An 18272-nucleotide genomic window follows, 5' to 3' on the forward strand; every position below is an offset into this window, starting at 1 on the left:
TTTTTTTTGGCTGATTCTTATTGTCAGAGCTTTATGCTCCTCCTCTCCGCCAACTATTTTCATCCCTCGCCGCTGTTTTTAAATTTTGATGCCCCTCTCTAACAAACCAATATAGAGGGAGTCAGGCGCTAAGGAAGGTGCAGCCATCTGGATTTAGCCCCAAAACTACCAATGACTACCGGCCTACACCTTAGATTTAAACTAATTTAAAATTAATAAGTTAGGTAGATTTTTGGGTCGGACATCCAAGAAGGGAGGAATAGCACTGGAAAATTTTATCGCCAAAAGTCAAAAAATAGTTGCAAACATAAATGAGAACGATTATCGTTAACTTGCGTTCCAAAACTCATCCTTAGCTTTAGGCCCGCAGTACCCGCTGAGAGTTATGGTGTTCCTGAGTTTGCAAAGCACGACATTGCTCACACACTCTTTGTGGCCGGGTTAATTACCCGGCTCTTTTTTTGTTTTTTCACGCCAAGCCAAGAGCCTACCCAAACAGCAAACCATCATAGGGGCCTGACTGATCCTCTTTGGCCATATGGTAAATACTGACAGTAAACAGTGTCCCCTTACCCACAGTCGAACTGACCTCTATGGTGCCGCCTATGCGTTTGATAATACCGTAGCTCAGCGACAAGCCCAGCCCAGTACCATCCTTACGGGTGGTATAGAAGGGATCGAATATCCGACTCAACTGCTCCTGCGGGATCCCAGAACCTTCATCTTCAATCTCTATCTTGATCCCCACAGGTTCGTCCTGTTCCACCCAGTCATAGGTACGGATCCAGATCCGCCCCTTGCCATCCATAGCATGAGCAGCGTTGACCACCAGATTGATCAGCACCTGCAGCAGTTGCGGACGATTTACCTGCACCGGATAACTGGCGTTCAGCTCAGGCAACAACACCACTTCCTGCTTACCCAGTGAGTGACGTACCAACAGCTGCATCTCTTCGATAATAGGTGTGATTTGATGCATCTCCAGCGGCGCATTGAACTCGCCGGGACGGCTGTACTGCAGCAAGCTGCGGATAATAGTGCTGATACGCCCCACCTGCTGGATGATGAGATCTATCTCCTCTTCGACCAGCTCGGCGTTATCCCCAAGCTCCACCCGCAGCAGTTCCATATTGCCAAGGATTACGGCGGTAGGGTTGTTGATCTCGTGGGCAATCCCAGCGGTCAGCTCCCCAAGGGCTGTGAGCTTTTCATTGGTCACCAACTGCTGACGGGTTTCGTTCAGTAATTGCACGTTGCGCTGCAGCTCTTCGGTTTTTTCCTGCAGGCTACGGGTACGTTCCTCGACCTTCATCTCCAGTTGCTCGGCCGCCGCTTGAATTTGCGCATTGCGGCGCTGCAATAAATCGAGCATGCGGTCGAACTGCTCGGCCAGGTTGGCCAGCTCATTGTCTCTGTCCAGTCCCAGCTCGCCGATACGCAGATTGCGCCCGGACTGCACCGCCTTAACCACTTGGTGAATACGCTCTATCGGCTGCAACAAACTGTAAGCACCGCGATAAACCAAGAGCCCGGAAACCAGCAACACCAACATCAAAATGGTGCCCAACTCTATGATATTAAGCAGATAGTTATGGATAAAAGGCGACTCGGAAAACCCGGAATAGATCATGCCTATCCGCTGGCCTCGAATATCAGTCAGCGGCGCATAGGCCGAGATAAACCAGTCGTTGTAAACAAAGGCTCTATCGACCCAGAGTTGCCCTTTGACCAACACCTGCTGACGCACCTCCTCGGACACCAGGGTGCCCAATGCCCGGCCGCGATTTTCATCCTCTTTGGGGAAGAAATGCAGAGGCACATTGGTGCTGATGCGGATATTGTCGAGGAAGATGGTCACAGTGCCTATGGAACGCTCAGGCAGTGTGCCTTTGTCATAGACCAGATCGCGAATATGGTCGACGATGCGAGTATTGCGATTAAACAGGATCCCGCCATCCAGATACCAGCCAACCTTACCGTTTTCATCGGCTACCGGCAGCAGGCTGCGACTGAGCATGCCCCGCTCTTCCACTTCTCTGTCGGGATTTTGTGCCCTTAAGGTCATTTTCACCGGGATCTTGGCACGCTCGGCTAACTCGGGATCGATTCGTGCCAGCCGCGAGGAGGAGAGCACCATCAGCCCTGAATAGGCGCTTTGCCCCTGAACCAAGGGCAGCATCTGCCGCAAGTCAGGATCGGCCGCAGCATCGGCAATTCTGACCAGACGCAGAAAATCGAGATCCAACGCCTTGCGCTGTTGATCCAGGAAAGCATTGAGATCTTTCTGCTTCTGCTGTTCACCTTCGAGTATCGAACGAAAATGGGTCTGGAAATCGAAGGACTGCATCACATGTTCCAGCTGCTTTTCCTGACGCTCCTGCACCGCGGCCAGTGTGTTGTTGGCCACTGTCAGATCGGCTTTGACCTTCATAAACAGCTGTTTGCCTGTGTAGCTGATGTTCCAGTATATGGTGATAAACACCAGGCTCACCAACGTCAGCAAGATAGGCAACAGAGTCAGGATCAGAATGCGATAACGCACCTTTGCCTGCAGCTGCTGCCAGCTCAGGCCAAAGAGCCGTTTAAACAGTGACAAGCTCAGACCTCCGACTCGCAGTCAAACCACTCTTTATATTTACGATCCAGTGTTTTGCGAGACACTCCCAGCACCCGGGCTGCCGCCGACTTATTGCCGCCGTGGGAGTCAACCACGGCCGTGACATGGTCTTTTTCCACATCCTTGAGCGCCCAGTCGTGGGGATAGCCAGGCTGGGCATTCAGCTCGGCCTTGGGCTGTTCTTTCCAGTATTCCGCCGGTGGTTTACCCAGCAGAATGCAGCGCTCTATCATGTTACGCAATTCGCGGATATTCCCAGGCCACTGATGTTGCTGCAGTTTGAGCAGGTCTTCATGGCTCCAGACCACCTCTTTCACCCCGAGCTCGGCGGCCAACTGGCGGGTAAAGTGATGGGTCAATTCCACCACATCATCCGGTCTTTCCCGTAATGGCGGGATAACTATGTCGAGCACATTGAGACGGTAGAAGAGATCGCGGCGGAAATGCCCGGCTTCCACTTCATCGGCCAGCTTACGGTTGGTTGCCGCTATCACCCGGACATCAATATTAACTTCTTTTTCACTGCCAACCGGACGAATCGCCTTTTGCTCCAACACCCGCAGCAAGGCCGTCTGCATTTTCAGCGGCATTTCCCCGATCTCATCGAGGAAGATGGTGCCTCCGGAGGCAAAGCTGAATAGACCTTCGCGATTGCCCTTGGCACCGGTAAAAGAGCCAGCGGTATGACCAAAGAGTTCACTCTCCAGTAGCTCGGGAGCGATGGCACCACAGTTAACCGGTACAAACGGGCCCTGACGACCACTGAGCAGGTGAAGTTGCCTGGCCACCAGCTCCTTGCCCGTACCGGACTCGCCTTCGATAAGCACCACCGCATTGGTTGGTGCCACTCGCTCTATCACCCGCTTGACCTCCATCATGGCATCACTGTTGCCTATGATGGTGGAGGAATAGCCGCTGGACACTTCCCGGCGCAGCATCAGGTTTTCCCGCTTCAGCAAGCGCCGCTCGATGCAGCGATCGACCGCCTTCATCATCTGCTCCAGATGGAAAGGCTTCATGATGAAGTCGGAAGCGCCGGCCCTGAGTGCCTGAATCGCCACTTCCATATCGGCATAGCCCGTCATAAAGATGATGTCGGAGCGCCGCTCCTGATCATCCAGCGCCTCACGCCACTCAATACCTGAGCGGCCGGGCAGACGTATATCCACAATCAGCAGATCGAAGTGACAACGGCTGCGCAGTTGTTCGGCTTCTTCTATGCTGGCAGCGGTTTCTACCAGGGCAAATTTCTTTGCCAGCGCTTTGTTGAGGAAACTGCGCATACCGGGCTCGTCGTCGACGATCAACACGGACACGGCAGAAGGCATTGGCTTAGACTTAAGTGGCTTTTCTATCTGGCTCATATTGTCGGCTTCAGGACATTTTGACTCAATTGAAATAGATTCTATCATTGATACGGTAAAAATTGGTCACTATGAACCAGAGAAAAAGCCGGTTGGGACAATTTGTCTGATACTTATTTACCAAGCTTGGGATCCAGTTCACATATTGGATCCCTCAATATCGGTTTATAGCAAACATTCGTTTTTGGCACCCAAATTGCTTTAATGGGTGCGAGTACAAGGCCGTGGCCCGCAGGCTTATGGGTTAGGCCCACTTATTAAAATCACGCCAAGGAGCAATAATGTTGAACTTGAAACAACTGCTGGGTCTTGCCATTGCGGCAGGCCTGATGATCTCTGCCCCGGCTTCCGCTCAGGAAACCATCAAGCTAGCCACTACCACCAGTACTGAAAACTCAGGTCTGCTGGGTTACCTGCTGCCAAAATTTGAATCTGAATCAGGCTATAAGGTACAAGTGATTGCCACAGGTACAGGTAAGGCTCTGAAACTGGGTTCTCAGGGTGATGTGGATCTGGTGATGACTCACGCTCCTGGCGCAGAAGCCAAGTTCGTCGCCGATGGTTTCGGTGTTGAGCCTCGCGGCATCATGGAAAACGACTTTGTTATCCTTGGCCCCAAGAACGACCCAGCCAAGGCCCGTGACAGCAAAAATGCCGAAGAAGCCTTCGCCAAAATCGCCAAGTCAGGTGTACCTTTCGTATCCCGTGGTGATGACTCAGGTACTCACAAGAAAGAGCTGATCATCTGGAAAGCCGCCAACGTGACTCCAGACTTCAAAGGTTACACCTCTGTAGGTCAAGGTATGGGCAAAACCCTGCTGATGGCCAACGAACTGCAAGGTTACACCCTGTCTGACCGTGGTACTTTCGTGGCTTACAAAGCCAAGCTGGACCTGGGCATCGACTTCGACGGCGGTGCCACTTTGGCCAACCCTTACCAGGTTATCCTGATCAACCCTGCCAAATACCCTGATCTGAATCACAAAGGTGCACGTGCCTTCAGTGATTGGTTGATTAGCAAAGAAGCACAAAGCATGATCAACAGCTATAAAGTTCAAGGCGAACAACTGTTCAAGGCAACTTACGGCAAATGAGTGAAGGCTGGTTAGCCCTTATACAGCAGGCCCTAGGCCTGCTGTTTTCCAGAGACCCTGAAGTCTGGTCTATTATCTCCGTCTCTTTCTCGGTATCTTTCGCGGCGCTGCTGATCACCTTGCTGCCGTCCATGATACTGGGGTTCGCCCTGGCGTTTGTGCAATTCCCCGGCCGCTGGCTGGTAACCAATCTGGTGCAAACCCTGCAATCCATTCCCACTGTGGTGGTAGGCCTGTTGGCCTATTTACTGCTGACCCGTAACGGTGCCCTGGGTGATCTTCGCTGGCTCTTTACCCAGAAGGGGATGATCCTCGGGCAGATGATGATCTGTGCCCCGGTACTGATAGCCATGAGCCATGCCGCCTTCACCAGTGTCGACCGCCGCGCCTGGGAAACCAGCCGCACTCTGGGCGCCAGTTGGACCTCTGCCATCTGGGTGGTTTGCCGCGAGCTGAGAGTACCTCTGTTACTGGCGATTATCGCCGCGTTTTCCCGTATCATTACTGAAGTCGGCTGTTCCATGATGGTTGGTGGCAACATAGCCCATGTCACCCGTAACATTCCCACCGCGATTTCACTGGAAACCAGTAAAGGCGACTTTGCCCAGGCGATAGCCCTTGGCTTGGTGCTGCTGGTGCTGGCATTGATACTGAATTTTGCTCTGGGTACTCTGCGTGGCAGGGCCAATCCCAGAAGCCATTAGGACGCTTGATGATAAAGCTGATAGCCCAAGATCTAGAGATGCGTTTTGGTGAACGCCTGTTATTTCGCACCCGGCAACTGGAGTTTTGCCAGGGCGAGGTCATCTATCTGCAAGGTGATAATGGCTGCGGCAAAACCACTCTGATGAAGCTGCTGGCCGGTTTACTCAAACCCAGTGCCGGTACCATCTATACCCAAGGATTTCCAGCTGCGCCCTGGTGGCAACGCGATACCTTGCTCGGCAAGGCTATTTACCTGCATCAACACCCGTACCTGTTTGAAGGCAATGTCAGCTACAATCTGCAACTGGCGCAGAAATACAGCAGCCTGGATAAGACCGAACAGCACACTAGGATGCAAAGCGCGATAGAACATGCCCAGTTGGGGCAACTGCTCAAGACCAACGCCTCAACTCTGTCCGGCGGTGAACGGCAACGGCTGGCACTGGCCAGAGCCTGGCTGTTGAAACCCAAGTTACTCATGCTCGATGAACCCATATCCAATATGGACAGGGCATCGCAGCAAACCGTTTTTGCTATGATTGCCGAATTGAAGCAACAAGGCACAGGACTGCTTATCAGTAGCCACCAGCACTCAGAACTAACGGCACTTTGTCACCAACATTGGCATATAGAATCACAACAACTGACAACCTCAGCCAATTTGACTCTGGCCACGGAAGAACTGCAGGAGAACAACTATGTCGCAGCGCATTGATGCGGTGATACTCGCCGGAGGCATGGCCAGGCGTATGGGCGGAGAAGACAAAGGCTTGGTGGACCTGCTGGGACGCCCCATGATTGCCCATGTTATCGACAGGGTAAAACCTCAGGTGAATCAGATCCTGATCAACGCCAACCGCAATCAAACACGTTATGCTGAGTTCGGTTTTCCTGTCATTGCCGACCTGGAACAGGGTTATCCCGGGCCGTTGGCGGGAATGATCAGCGCCCTGGACAAGACAGATGCCGATCTGCTGTTGGTGGTGCCCTGCGACTGCCCTTTGCTGCCCAAAGACCTGGTCGAGCGTATGGCGCAAAAGCTGCAGGCGTCAGAGGCGGATCTCGCCGTGGCATCCGATGGCGAGCGGGAGCAGCCGGTGGTTATGCTGCTCAAACCGACGGTGAGGGATTCGATGCAGGCCTTTCTCGATTCCGGCAGGCGCCGTATCGATCTCTGGTACAGTGAACACCCGGTAGTGGTTGAATCATTCGCCGATCAACCCAGCGCCTTTATTAACGTCAATACCAACGAACAAAAACAACAACTCGCGGCGGAAATATCCCAAGCTTAAGAGGTTTTTATGAGCACTGTCTTTACCAATCCCCTGTCCATTCCCGTGTTGGGCTTCTGTGCCTACAGCGGCACAGGCAAGACCACACTGTTGAAGCAGTTGATCCCTGAGCTGAATCGTCGTGGTTTGAGACTGGCAGTGATCAAACACGCTCATCACAACTTTGATATTGATGAGCCGGGCAAAGATAGCTATGAAATGCGCAAGGCTGGCGCCAGACAGATGTTGGTGGCCTCCCATGTGCGTTGGGCCTTGATGACGGAAGATCCGCTGGACAGAGATCCGGACCTGCTGCATCTACTCGGCCAGTTGGAACAGGACAAGGCCGATCTGGTGTTGGTGGAAGGCTTCAAGAAATTGGCGCTGCCCAAAATTGAATTACACCGAGCCGCCCATGGCAAACCCTTTATCCATACCGAGGATCCCAATATCCTCGCAATTGCCTGCTGTGATGAAACCAAGCTGCCGGGAGAGATCCGCCGCCTGGATCTCAACAATGTGGCGCAAATTGCTGACTTTGTGCAGCAGTATGTTCGCGATTATCGCCCCGAATCCAAGCCCTCTTCAGCAAGAGCCCTGCCCTTGAGCGCCTGTGAGCTCGGCAGTGAACGGAATCTGTCGGTACGTCAGGGCATCGACCATATTCTGGAGCAAGTCAAACCCGTCACAGAGACGGAACTGTTGACGCTCGATGAAGCCGACAATCGTATTCTGGCCCAGGACGCCATATCACCGGTGAACGTACCGCAGCAGACCAACTCGGCAATGGATGGTTACGCCTTCGCGTTTCAAGACAACATGTCACAACCCTTTGAGCTGAAAGGAGAAGTGCTGGCCGGTCATCAATATTCAGGCCAGCTGCAGCCGGGTGAAGCGGTACGAATTATGACAGGTGCGCCGGTTCCTCTTGGCGCAGATACCATTCAACCCAGAGAGCTTGCCACCGAAACCGATGGCAAGGTCAGCTTCAGTGGCAAAATCTATCGCGGCCAGCACGTGCGTCTGGCGGGTGAAGATATAGCCCAAGGTGCCGTGGCCCTTGGCAGTGGCACTCGTTTGGGCGCTGCCGAGCAAGGCCTGCTGGCTTCGCTGGGACTGTTTGAGATGCCCCTCAAGCGCCGCCCCAGAATTGCCGTATTCTCCACCGGCGATGAAGTCAGCCAACCCGGCACTGAGCTCAAGGCCAACTGCATCTACGACTCCAACCGCTATACCATCAAGGCAATGGCCAAGCGCCTGGGCTGTGAAGTGCTGGACTTGGGGATCATCGAAGACTCGGAAGCGGTTCTGAGCCAAACATTGAGCCAGGCGGCGACTCAGGCCGATGTGATCATCAGCTCGGGCGGGGTGTCTGTCGGCAATGCCGATTATATCAAGACAGTGCTGGCCAAGCTGGGGGAAATCAACTTCTGGCGCATCAATATGCGCCCGGGACGCCCATTGGCGTTCGGTAAGATAGACCAAACATTGTTCTTCGGCTTGCCCGGCAATCCTGTGGCCGTGATGGTCTCTTTCCTGATGTTTGTTCAACCGGCATTGCGTAAACTGGCCGGCGAACCAAGCTGGCAGCCAAGACTATTGCCGGCGATTGCCGATGAAGCCATGCGCAGCCGCAGCGGCCGCACAGAATTCAGCCGCGGCATCATGACCCTGGGAGATGATGGCCAATTGCACGTACGCACGACCGGTGCCCAGGGCTCAGGCATGCTCAGCTCCATGGTCAAGGCCAACTGTTTGGTGATTATCGGCGAGGCAGATGAACGCATAGAGGCGGGTGAAACCGTCTATGTACACCCGTTTGCAGACCTGCTCTGAGCCTGCCCTTGAACAGCCTGAGTGACGGCTTTGGCCGCAAAATAGAGTATCTGCGCCTCTCCATTACCGACAGGTGTGATTTTCGCTGCATCTATTGCATGAGTGAAGATCCCTGTTTTCTGGAGCGGGAACAGGTATTGAGTCTGGAGGAGCTGGCCTTTATCGGCCGCGCCTTTACCGAACTTGGTGTCAGCAAGATACGCCTCACCGGCGGCGAACCCTTGGTACGCAGCGATTGTGACCGTTTGGTGGCGCAGTTGGCGGCACTACCCGGGCTCAAGGATCTTTCCATGACCAGCAACGGCTCCAGGCTGGCCAAGCTGGCTCCGGCGCTGAAAGCCGCCGGCTTGAACCGCCTTAATATCAGCCTGGATACTCTAAAAAGCGAACTCTTCACCACCCTGACCCGCAACGGCAAGCTGGAGCGGGTGCTCAAGGGCATAGATGCCGCCAAGGCGGCCGGCTTTGACAGAATCAAGATCAACGCCGTGATCCTCAAGGGACGCAACGAAAACGAAATTATCGATCTGCTGGAATATTGCCGTCAAAAGCAGCTGGATATCGCCTTTATCGAAGAGATGCCTCTGGGTGTGATGGAAGAGCGTTCTCTGCCAAGGCACATGAGCAGCAGTGATGTCAGGGAAATCATCAATCAACGCTGGCCCTTGAGCCTGTCATCCAAGCGTACCGGTGGCCCGGCACGTTACTACAGCATGGCCGACAGCCCTATCCATATAGGTTTTATTTCGCCCCACAGCCATAACTTTTGCCATGAGTGCAACCGGGTCAGAGTCACGGCCGAAGGCCGCTTGCTACTGTGCCTGGGGAATGAACACTCACTGGATCTGAAGCAGATCATCCGCAGCCATCCTGGTGATATAGACGTATTGAAGCAGGCTATCTTCGAGGCGATTCAGCGCAAACCCAAAGAGCATCACTTCGATGATCCCAATCAGGTGCAGATCCTGAGGTTTATGAACAGCACGGGTGGCTGATACCTGCCACCGTGCTACACTGGCGATTCGACCTCAACCAAACATTCTTGCCCATGGCACTGACCCGCAAACAGTGGAATAACATCATTATTCTGGCCTCCATTCTGATGGTGTCGGTACTGACCTTGCTGGATAAACGCATGAACTCGGTGCCCGATACCCGCGAGCTGTTTGACAGCAATACTGAACTGCAGCAGCTGCAACTGGGCGGGATCTGGCTGGCACAGGCCGCCAATGGCCAATGGCAGTGTGATCCCAAGGTGCTCAATTGTGCCGACTGGAGTCAAGCCTGGCTCAGTATTCGGGTATCACCATTGGCAAGTAAACCAGAACTCACCCAAGATGAGCGACCACGAGAGTTGCTGCTGAAAGTCAGCGGCGCTGCCGAGCCACAACTTTGGCTGTTCTATCCCCATCAGGGACTGCTTAAATCTGCCGCCGGGAACTGGTATCTTATTCCCCCCAGCCTCAGAAGTGGTGTTGTACCTCTGCTGAGTGTATCCACAAGCTGATAGAGCAGAGAGCCTTATGCCAGAATTGCCGGAAGTGGAAGTGACCCGCCTCGGGGTTGCGCCGTATCTTGTTGATCAGACCGTCAGTAACCTTATCGTTCGTAATCCTTCGCTGCGTTGGCCGGTACCGGAAACGGCCCGCAATATCATAGGACAGACCATTAGAGCCGTGCGCCGCCGCGCCAAATACCTGCTGCTGGATACAGATGCCGGTACCTGCATAGTGCATCTGGGGATGTCCGGCAGCCTGCGGATTTTGCCCCGTAGCACACCGGCTGAGAAGCACGATCATATAGATTTGGAATTGGAAAACGGCCGGGTGCTGAGGTTCAACGATCCGCGCAGATTCGGTGCCTGGCTCTGGTGCGAGTTGCCGGAAACGGCTCATCCGCTGCTGGCCAAACTGGGGCCCGAACCTTTAACGGATGCCTTCAATGTCGAGCAACTACACGCGGCGCTCAAAGGCAAGAAGAAGGCGATAAAACTCTGTCTGATGGACAATGCCATTGTGGTGGGTGTCGGTAATATCTATGCCAACGAAGCCCTGTTTGCCGCCGGGGTCCACCCGCAGGCCGAGGCCGGTAAAGTGGATAAAGAGCGGCTGACAGTGCTGGTCGCCGAGATAAAGCTGATCCTGGCCCAGGCAATCAAGCAGGGGGGCACCACACTGAAAGACTTCACCAATGCCGAAGGTAAACCGGGTTACTTTGCCCAGAAGCTGCATGTCTATGGCCGCGGTGGGGAAACCTGTACCCAATGCGGCCATATGTTATCCGAAATACGCCTGGGACAGCGCACCACAGTGTTTTGCAGCCTGTGCCAGACAAGGTAAACCCCTTCAACACATTTATGCCTAAAAGCAACAACTCGATGAACCAACAAAAACAACCGTTAATTTCTGTAATAGTTCCGTGTTTTAACGTAGAAGAATATCTCAAAGAATGCTTGGACAGTATTCTAAAACAGTCATTTGGAGATATTGAGATCATCTGTATTGACGATTTTTCAACTGACTCGACCCCAAAGATTTTGGCTGATTACAATACTCAAAACAGAAGAGTGTCTGTTGTCCGCCATACTGCCAATCAAGGCTTGGGAGCGGCCAGGAATACCGGCGTTAATCACGCGAAAGGAAAGTACCTGTTCTTTATCGATAGTGATGACATACTCTGCTCTGATGCTCTGACAGATTTATACAACATGGCTGAGCAAGAAAAAGCCGACATTGTTACTGGTCAGCTTCGCTTATTTGATGAGCAAGGGTTACGACCACTATCTCCCTGTTTTAAAGGGATTGAAGGCAAATACACTTATGCCGATAATAAGCAGCATATACTTGGAAAAACGTATGTCGCCGCTTGGAATCGTTTATACAGGACAGACTTCTTCATTGATGTTATCCAGTCATTTCCCACAGGCTGTTGGTATGAGGACGTAGTCCCCTTTATCAAGGGGCAACTCGCAGCAAAATCTCTTGCTGTTTCGTCAAGAGTTGTTGTTTTATGGCGTCAAAGAGCTGGCAGTATATCCAAACAAAAAGTAAAAACTGATGATATTAAACGTTATCTCAGAGAAGTATTCTCACTGTTAAGCTCTTATTCTCTCTCCAGCAGTAGAGAAGACTTTCTCACCTTTTTAGGGAATAGCTTCGCTTGGTATCCCAATACCCCCGAATTACGACAGGCCTACCGGGATATATTAAGCGAATTTTCCTTCCAATCTAAGGAGCTGAATCAGAATCCTGCTCTCAAGAATCTCAGGAAAATCATGGAGCAACCAGTAAGCTTTTGGGACAGAGTACGAGCCAAGCTCAATGCATAGAAGGGTAATCACTCCCGCATCCACTGTCCCGGGTGCGGCGTGTGGTAACTGACCATGGTCTTGGGGGCCTGACACTCGGGCAAACTCGCCGAAGCCCCAAGTAAATACCACTCCTCTCTGTGGGCCGTGCCCATGTTCTGGCCCTTGCTCATATCAAAGCAATCAAGCGTTATCCCACCGGGAACCAGGAGGTAACGCTGTTTACCTTGTTGCAGCCACTGCCAGGCCCTGCGCTCCTGCTCGGCAGTGGAAGCCAGATAACTGAAGTGGGTAATACTCATGGGAGAAAACAGAATAAACTGCTCCTTAAAGCGGATCAGCCCAAGCTCGGCATCTTCACCTATAACCTCGGCAGTGTGCTGCATCAAGGCCTTGGGAGTACGTATTTCGTCGAGCAACAGATAGCCCCAGCTACTGACCAAGGCCCAACCAAGAATAGTCACCACACCGGAGCGGAGCAGCGAAGGCTGTTTCCTTAACCACCAGAGCAAAATAAGCCAGGAGGAACCGAGCACCATAAACAGATAACCGATACCTGTGAGATCATCGGTATAATCAGCCAGTCTCTCGAGCAATTTGGGATGGTGCAGCAATGCCAGCACGCCCAGAGTCAGCAACAAGCCCCCCAACAACCACAACAGGGCGGACACCAAGCGCTCAAACCACAGACACAACTGTGCTCCCTGCAGTGCTGCGGCAATGGCCAGCGCGGCCATCGGCAGTGCCGGCAAAATATAGACATTACGCTTACCTGGGCTGATGCTGAAAAACACCACCACCAGCAAGACCCATAACAGCAAAACGGCAATGCCTGGGTCAGCCTTGATAGCTGCCCAGAGTCGCTTTCCGTAAGCCAATGCCAATAGGGGCAGCGGGAACCAGAGCCAGGGAATGACACTGAAAACAAAGAAATACCAGGGCTTGATATGATGCCAGGCGTTGACGTAACGCTCACCCGTCTGCTTAAACAGAATATTGTTCATATATGCCAGGTGTTCCGGGCTGGCCGAAGCTTGAACCGTCAGCACCATGGGAACCAACCAGAGCGCAATTACGGCCAGCATAACAACCGGCCCCAATACTATTCGCCAGCGCCAACTCTCTCGCCACAAGCCCTTTTGCCAACTGTACACCCCCAACGGCAACAACAGCAGCAAGGGCAGAAAACCAACTCCCTTGGTGATAACTCCCAGCCCCATAAAGCCCCAGGCGGCAAAATACCAGCCCCAACTGGGTCCCTTGAGGAAATGGCGCAGCAAGCCATAGCACCCTAAAGTTATCCAGCACATCACCATGGCATCTATCTGGGCATTCTTGGCCTGCATCAAAAACTGCGGCACCAACATCAGTAGCAGAGCAGCGTTGCGCCCGGTGCGAACATTCCACAGCCTTGCGCCCAGATCGTAGACCAGCATCACGGTCAACAAACCACACAGGGCATTGGGCAGTAAGAAAGCCAGCTTGAGGTCTCCAATCAAGGCGTAACAAAGTGCTATGGCCCACATGAAAACCGGCGGTTTGTCCGGATAGAATTCGCCACCACGGCTGGGAAACAACCACTGACCGCTGCTGACCATTTCTCTGGCGACTTCGACAAATCTAGGCTCGTCGGCAGGCCAGGGAGAGCGGAATCCTATTCCCAACAACATAATAAACAGGGTCAGCCAGAACAGTGCCCAAAACACTTTTGTGTAATCATCACTGTCAAAGTAGCTACGCAGCCAATTCATCAAAGCCCCTGTTTATCTGTAACCAAATCATCCACCTGACGGCTCAGACGATTACGGTAAAGGTAAGTTCCTATGGCGCTGGAAAGCAGCAATAACACCAGGCTGATACCGAGTTGATACTGATCAGACAAGCCCAAGCCGGCTCCTGCATAGGCAAAGATCAGCATCTGCGGCAGGTAGCCGATGAAACTGCCGATTAAGAACCCGCCGGCAGGCACCCTGGTTGCCCCGGCGAAGAGATTGGTCAACAGGTTGCTGCCAACAGGTAATAGCCTGATCATTAAAACTTTAAGCCAGGTGCGATGAATGATCAGCCGTTCAAAACGTTGCAGCCGCGACCCAAAGCGCTTCTGTAGAAACTCGCGCACCGTCAAACGGGCACAATAAAAGCTGAGGAGACAACCCGCCAAGGCGGCAAAGGTAGAAAACAGGGCGCCCACAGCACCACCAAGCGCGAAGCCGAAAACAAATGCGATGATCTGCCTCGGGCCGCCCACAGCAGTAAACAGAGCGCCGACAGCAAACAGTAACGCCACTCCGGCAGGCCCTTGGCGGTGAATAAAGTTAGCGACCCAGTTACTGTCGGTGAGATGCTCAAACCAGCCGGCCTGAACGGCCAACATCAGCCCAAGCAAGACGGATATCAACAACAGCGTCTTTAGCAGGCGCTTCAGTTTAGTCCCGGCGGCTGTATTCAATGCTGTCTATCTCGGCAATTTTGGCCCGGCGAATCAACCACATCACCCCGAGGATATCGACGATTCCCACCCAGAGTCGATTCCAGGCGGTATATTTGGAAATACCGGCTTGTCTGTCTCTGTGATTAACCACAGAAATCCGCACATCACCGCCCATACGTCGGATAAGCGCCGGAATATACCTATGCATATGGTTGAAATAGGGGAGTTTCAGAAAACTGGCTCGCGGAAAGAGCTTAAGACCACAGCCGGTATCCGGAACGCCATCGTGCAATAAGGCATCGCGTACCCTGTTGGCAAAACGGGATTGAAAGCGTTTCCAAGCCGTATCTTTACGGTGCTTTCGATAACCAGCGATGCAAAAATCAGCACTGTTCATTTCCGGGATCAGCCGGATCATGGCGGGAATGTCGGCAGGATCATTTTGACCATCGGCATCCAGGGTCACTATATATTCCCCTTTGGCCTCGCGCACACCTGTGCAGATAGCCGTGCTCTGGCCTGTACTGCGTTTATGGCGAATAACTCTGGCATCACAGCTGTTTTGCTTTGCAGTTTTCAACACTTCGTCGGCAGTATTATCGCTGCTGCCATCATCTACAACCAGAATTTCAAAAGGGGTTGTCGTTGCCAAGGCCTGACAGATCTCATTAATGAGAGGGCCTATATTGCCGGCTTCGTCTTTGGCGGGTATTACGACTGAAATCAAAAATAAGCTCCCGGGTTCCAAACTTGGAACTGATAAAAAAACAACCTAAACAGGAAGTAGGTCTGGATGCAATATAGCTGTAGTTTCTTAAGGCCAAATTACGTTAATGCCGTTTTTTACGCAATCATTCCGTTTAAACTTGGTAACATTTTCTTTACGAGCATAAAAAAGCCGGCTAGGCCGGCTAAACTTGGTAACATTCTTGTGGCTGGGATTAAAAAAGCCGGCTATACAGGCTTAGTTAAGCAGTTGTCACTCAGAACCTGTACTCATAACTACCAAACAAACTGGCATCGTTATCGTTATAAGTTGCAAACTCTGAACGGGAAGCTGTGCCACCAAAAGTCATCATCCCCTTCAGCAAGGGCATACGATAGCTGAGTTCCAACATCAGCAAATCTTCCTTGGCTGGTTTGGGGGCCCAACCATTATTTCGGTTTTTACCGTCTTTGTTGAGCTGAGCATAGCGCAGGTAGGCGTTAATACCATGGCTGTCGGCAAATTGCCCTACCAAGCCCAGAACGTAGACCTTGGCATCGCTGTCATAGGTAGAACCCAAGGAACGTTTGTAATAACGGGAACCACTCAAATAAGTAGTATGCTCATAGAAACAGTTGAACACATTGGGATCACCACCACAGGCAACCAGAGTATCCGTATACTCAAAGAACAGCTTATATTGCTGCTGCGCCAGGTTGAAGCGGGTATCAGCCCCCACCAGCACGGCGCAGTCGGCAATCTGCCATGGCGCCGAACCGCTGGAGTCTTCACAGGTGCGCTCCAGATAGAGACCAAAAGGCACATTAAACAGGGTATCGGCATAACGAACGTCGAAACCTGCCATCTGGTTACCTATCTTGGTATTCATTGAAGGGTCGCAGTTCGGGTCACCATCAGCACACTCGGTTCCACCGGAAATAGCATCCCAGAATGAACCAAAGCCGCAATCCTGCCCCTCTCCACAGAATTGTGTGGTCCAGGAAAGGCCTATTTCCAACTGTTTGAAGGGCCTGACACTGCCGCGCATGTTCCACAGCAGGGTGTCTTCAACGGCTCTGTCGTCATTCATCCAACTGACACCCGCGGTCATGGTCCAGGGGCCAATCCAGGATAGCCAAGGGGTTTCAAAACCGGCAGCATTATTACGACTGAGCATGACTGACGGCATAGGGCGGGCATTGTTTGACTTGTGCAAAGCCGAATCAAACCCAGGGCCCCACCACTGCTGCACAGCACCCGCTGTCATTATCCAGTTGCCCAGCACCAGCGCCATGTAGGAGTCATCCAAACGGGCACTCTCATCATCCTGGGCGTCATAGGCACCGGTTCCCGCAGCCTTGAAGGCAAAACGCTCTCCGACATATTCATATGAGGCGCTCAGTTGGCCCTTTTCACGGTAGTCAGAGCCAAAATGTTGAAACCGGGCGGCATCCGTGGCTGCCGTCGCCTTGATGACAGCATTGCCACGATTTTCTATCGCCTGACGATAGTAAAAATTCACTCTGGAAAAAGCATCAGTCAGCGCAGGAGTGAGGGTTGCCGGCTCAACCTTGGCCAAATCGGCACCGATACCGGCCCACATCAAGGGGTAAGTATTAACGGGAACCGTGATCACCCCGGCATCAGCCAGCGCCTGAATATCGGCTCTCAAATAAATGTCTGAACTATCGACCCAAGGTGCCGCATGACTCGCAGCGCTCATACCCAGGCCTGCGGCCAGCATCAGGCTCTTGTACAAAAGACTTCTCATTAACTTTAACTTCCTTGCTTTTTGACTCGGGCAACCAAAGCCTTGGCAACATCCGGATGAACAAACTGGCTGACATCGCCGCCATGCAGCGCGACCTCTTTAACCAGGGTAGATGAAATAAACGAGTTTTCTTCCGCCGGAGTCAAAAAGACACTCTCCAGTTCTGGGTGGAGCCGACGATTCATATTGGCTAATTGAAACTCATATTCGAAATCAGAAACCGCGCGCAGCCCACGAACCAGTGCATTGGCGCCTTGTTTTTTGGCAAAATCGACCAGTAGCCCGGTAAAACCAACCACCTCCACATTATCCAGGTGCGCAGTCACCTCATTTAGCATGGCGACCCTTTCTTCCAAAGTGAAGCAAGGCTGCTTGGATGGACTGGCTGCCACGCCTATCACCAAGTGAGAAAACAGTGCCGCGGCACGTTGAATAAGATCCGCATGACCATTGGTAACGGGATCAAAAGTTCCGGGATAGATGGCGCGTGTGAGCATAAGGATACCGACGTAATATTACTCGAATACAGAGGCCAGATCCTAACCGCTCGCACTGCGTTTGTGAATACGTATTAGGCGCCCACATAACGGCTTACGGCTCAAGCTAACCCCTGTCAATCCTCTACGACCTGAGATCTACCCAACTTTTGTGCTTGGTAAAGTCCTTGTGGCCTTCTCTTTTGTAGAGAGTGGCTTGCCATTGGCGTTCAACGCATCTAACTGAAGGCGTGCCGGGGCCTGTCGAAGTCGGATAACACAGAGAACCGGTTGCTGTGTAAGCCAGAGTGCCACGAGGACTTGTTCGCACCTTCCCTAAGGCTTCCAAACACTGAAACCCTTTATGACTACATAAAATTGAGAGTGGTGTAACGAGCGAAATACTGAAATATAAGCCACTGAACCTATGACTTATTATTCATGAAAGTGCGAATAAGTCCTCGATGCTTCCTACTTGTACTACATCAAATAATGCCGAAATCCACTATAGATATAGTTAATCTGGAATAGCATTCGGCTATGGAGAATAATAAAAAACATTTCACCATGACAGAAAGCATTGAAACCCAATTACAGTATTTACACCCTTAAAAACAAGGTAAAAACCAAACCCCAAAAGACAACAAACAGTAAACATTAAGAGCAAAAAAAACAACATCGTTATCTTATTAAA

16 protein-coding genes are annotated in these 18272 nt (G+C 52.2%); 9 read left to right on the forward strand and 7 right to left on the reverse strand.

Going from position 1 to position 18272, the window contains the following annotated elements:
* Positions 1-487: 487 nt before the first annotated feature.
* Together ACF8D4_RS22870 and ACF8D4_RS22875 are read right to left on the reverse strand one after the other, a co-directional pair.
* Positions 488-2596, reverse strand: coding sequence for an ATP-binding protein (locus ACF8D4_RS22870; protein WP_028780388.1), 2109 nt, complete (start codon positions 2594-2596; stop codon positions 488-490).
* Positions 2597-2598: 2 nt separating this feature from the next.
* The gene (locus tag ACF8D4_RS22875) at positions 2599-3981 is read right to left on the reverse strand and encodes a sigma-54 dependent transcriptional regulator (protein WP_025009087.1); all 1383 of its coding nucleotides are present in this window, start codon (positions 3979-3981) and stop codon (positions 2599-2601) included.
* A 281-nt stretch (positions 3982-4262) separates the two neighbouring features.
* Here ACF8D4_RS22875 and ACF8D4_RS22880 point away from each other — a divergent pair, with 281 nt between their 5' ends.
* The 9 genes from ACF8D4_RS22880 to ACF8D4_RS22920 are packed head-to-tail and all read left to right on the forward strand — an operon-like array spanning position 4263 to position 12215.
* The gene (locus ACF8D4_RS22880) at positions 4263-5075 is read left to right on the forward strand and encodes a substrate-binding domain-containing protein (RefSeq protein WP_045283803.1); all 813 of its coding nucleotides are present in this window, start codon (positions 4263-4265) and stop codon (positions 5073-5075) included.
* Positions 5072-5779, forward strand: a complete 708-nt coding sequence (locus tag ACF8D4_RS22885; protein WP_025009085.1) for an ABC transporter permease — start codon at positions 5072-5074, stop codon at positions 5777-5779. Before ACF8D4_RS22880 ends, ACF8D4_RS22885 begins: the two co-directional genes overlap by 4 nt.
* 8 nt (positions 5780-5787) lie before the next feature.
* Positions 5788-6495, forward strand: a complete 708-nt coding sequence (locus ACF8D4_RS22890; RefSeq protein WP_392467012.1) for an ATP-binding cassette domain-containing protein — start codon at positions 5788-5790, stop codon at positions 6493-6495.
* Positions 6479-7072 (forward strand): molybdenum cofactor guanylyltransferase MobA, encoded by a 594-nt coding sequence (gene mobA, locus ACF8D4_RS22895; protein ID WP_025009084.1) that lies wholly within the window; start codon positions 6479-6481, stop codon positions 7070-7072. Before ACF8D4_RS22890 ends, mobA begins: the two co-directional genes overlap by 17 nt.
* 9 nt (positions 7073-7081) lie before the next feature.
* Positions 7082-8887: a bifunctional molybdopterin-guanine dinucleotide biosynthesis adaptor protein MobB/molybdopterin molybdotransferase MoeA gene (locus tag ACF8D4_RS22900; protein WP_392467014.1), complete on the forward strand. Its 1806-nt coding sequence runs from the start codon at positions 7082-7084 to the stop codon at positions 8885-8887.
* A gap of 8 nt (positions 8888-8895) precedes the next feature.
* The gene (moaA, locus tag ACF8D4_RS22905; protein WP_028780384.1) at positions 8896-9882 is read left to right on the forward strand and encodes a GTP 3',8-cyclase MoaA; all 987 of its coding nucleotides are present in this window, start codon (positions 8896-8898) and stop codon (positions 9880-9882) included.
* A gap of 53 nt (positions 9883-9935) precedes the next feature.
* Positions 9936-10394 carry a hypothetical protein gene (locus ACF8D4_RS22910; RefSeq protein ID WP_025009083.1) on the forward strand — a complete coding sequence of 153 codons (459 nt, stop codon included), beginning with the start codon at positions 9936-9938 and terminating at the stop codon, positions 10392-10394.
* 16 nt (positions 10395-10410) lie between these two features.
* Positions 10411-11226, forward strand: coding sequence for a bifunctional DNA-formamidopyrimidine glycosylase/DNA-(apurinic or apyrimidinic site) lyase (gene mutM / locus ACF8D4_RS22915; RefSeq protein WP_044735569.1), 816 nt, complete (start codon positions 10411-10413; stop codon positions 11224-11226).
* A gap of 38 nt (positions 11227-11264) precedes the next feature.
* Positions 11265-12215, forward strand: a complete 951-nt coding sequence (locus ACF8D4_RS22920; RefSeq protein ID WP_208188218.1) for a glycosyltransferase family 2 protein — start codon at positions 11265-11267, stop codon at positions 12213-12215.
* A gap of 8 nt (positions 12216-12223) precedes the next feature.
* Here ACF8D4_RS22920 and ACF8D4_RS22925 read toward each other — a convergent pair whose 3' ends face one another.
* The 5 genes from ACF8D4_RS22925 to coaD all read right to left on the reverse strand — a co-directional run bounded on the left by ACF8D4_RS22925 (position 12224) and on the right by coaD (position 17599).
* Entirely contained in the window at positions 12224-13945 is a 1722-nt protein-coding gene (locus ACF8D4_RS22925) for a glycosyltransferase family 39 protein (protein ID WP_208166050.1), read from the reverse strand.
* Positions 13945-14619, reverse strand: a complete 675-nt coding sequence (locus ACF8D4_RS22930; protein ID WP_096142240.1) for a TVP38/TMEM64 family protein — start codon at positions 14617-14619, stop codon at positions 13945-13947. Before ACF8D4_RS22930 ends, ACF8D4_RS22925 begins: the two co-directional genes overlap by 1 nt.
* A gap of 1 nt (position 14620) precedes the next feature.
* Positions 14621-15352, reverse strand: a complete 732-nt coding sequence (locus ACF8D4_RS22935) for a glycosyltransferase family 2 protein (RefSeq protein ID WP_144131256.1) — start codon at positions 15350-15352, stop codon at positions 14621-14623.
* 256 nt (positions 15353-15608) lie between these two features.
* On the reverse strand, positions 15609-17102 hold the full coding sequence (locus ACF8D4_RS22940; RefSeq protein ID WP_144135077.1) for a capsule assembly Wzi family protein: 1494 nt from the start codon (positions 17100-17102) through the stop codon (positions 15609-15611).
* A gap of 5 nt (positions 17103-17107) precedes the next feature.
* Positions 17108-17599 carry a pantetheine-phosphate adenylyltransferase gene (coaD, locus tag ACF8D4_RS22945; RefSeq protein WP_392467024.1) on the reverse strand — a complete coding sequence of 164 codons (492 nt, stop codon included), beginning with the start codon at positions 17597-17599 and terminating at the stop codon, positions 17108-17110.
* Positions 17600-18272 lie beyond the last annotated feature (673 nt).

Origin of the sequence: Shewanella sp. YQ_9 (assembly GCF_043103185.1) — a bacterium.
In the GTDB taxonomy this organism is placed as follows: domain Bacteria; phylum Pseudomonadota; class Gammaproteobacteria; order Enterobacterales; family Shewanellaceae; genus Shewanella; species Shewanella algae.

What these genes read in the sequence shown, in the direction of transcription:
- ACF8D4_RS22890 (WP_392467012.1), top strand. Translation starts at nt 5,788, where the DNA reads ATGATAAAGCTGATAGCCCAAGATCTAGAGATGCGTTTTGGTGAACGC.
- mutM (WP_044735569.1), top strand. Translation starts at nt 10,411, where the DNA reads ATGCCAGAATTGCCGGAAGTGGAAGTGACCCGCCTCGGGGTTGCGCCG.
- ACF8D4_RS22885 (WP_025009085.1), top strand. Translation starts at nt 5,072, where the DNA reads ATGAGTGAAGGCTGGTTAGCCCTTATACAGCAGGCCCTAGGCCTGCTG.
- ACF8D4_RS22940 (WP_144135077.1), bottom strand. Translation starts at nt 17,102, where the DNA reads ATGAGAAGTCTTTTGTACAAGAGCCTGATGCTGGCCGCAGGCCTGGGT.
- ACF8D4_RS22875 (WP_025009087.1), bottom strand. Translation starts at nt 3,981, where the DNA reads ATGAGCCAGATAGAAAAGCCACTTAAGTCTAAGCCAATGCCTTCTGCC.
- coaD (WP_392467024.1), bottom strand. Translation starts at nt 17,599, where the DNA reads ATGCTCACACGCGCCATCTATCCCGGAACTTTTGATCCCGTTACCAAT.
- ACF8D4_RS22880 (WP_045283803.1), top strand. Translation starts at nt 4,263, where the DNA reads ATGTTGAACTTGAAACAACTGCTGGGTCTTGCCATTGCGGCAGGCCTG.
- ACF8D4_RS22925 (WP_208166050.1), bottom strand. Translation starts at nt 13,945, where the DNA reads ATGAATTGGCTGCGTAGCTACTTTGACAGTGATGATTACACAAAAGTG.
- ACF8D4_RS22910 (WP_025009083.1), top strand. Translation starts at nt 9,936, where the DNA reads ATGGCACTGACCCGCAAACAGTGGAATAACATCATTATTCTGGCCTCC.
- mobA (WP_025009084.1), top strand. Translation starts at nt 6,479, where the DNA reads ATGTCGCAGCGCATTGATGCGGTGATACTCGCCGGAGGCATGGCCAGG.
- ACF8D4_RS22900 (WP_392467014.1), top strand. Translation starts at nt 7,082, where the DNA reads ATGAGCACTGTCTTTACCAATCCCCTGTCCATTCCCGTGTTGGGCTTC.
- ACF8D4_RS22920 (WP_208188218.1), top strand. Translation starts at nt 11,265, where the DNA reads ATGAACCAACAAAAACAACCGTTAATTTCTGTAATAGTTCCGTGTTTT.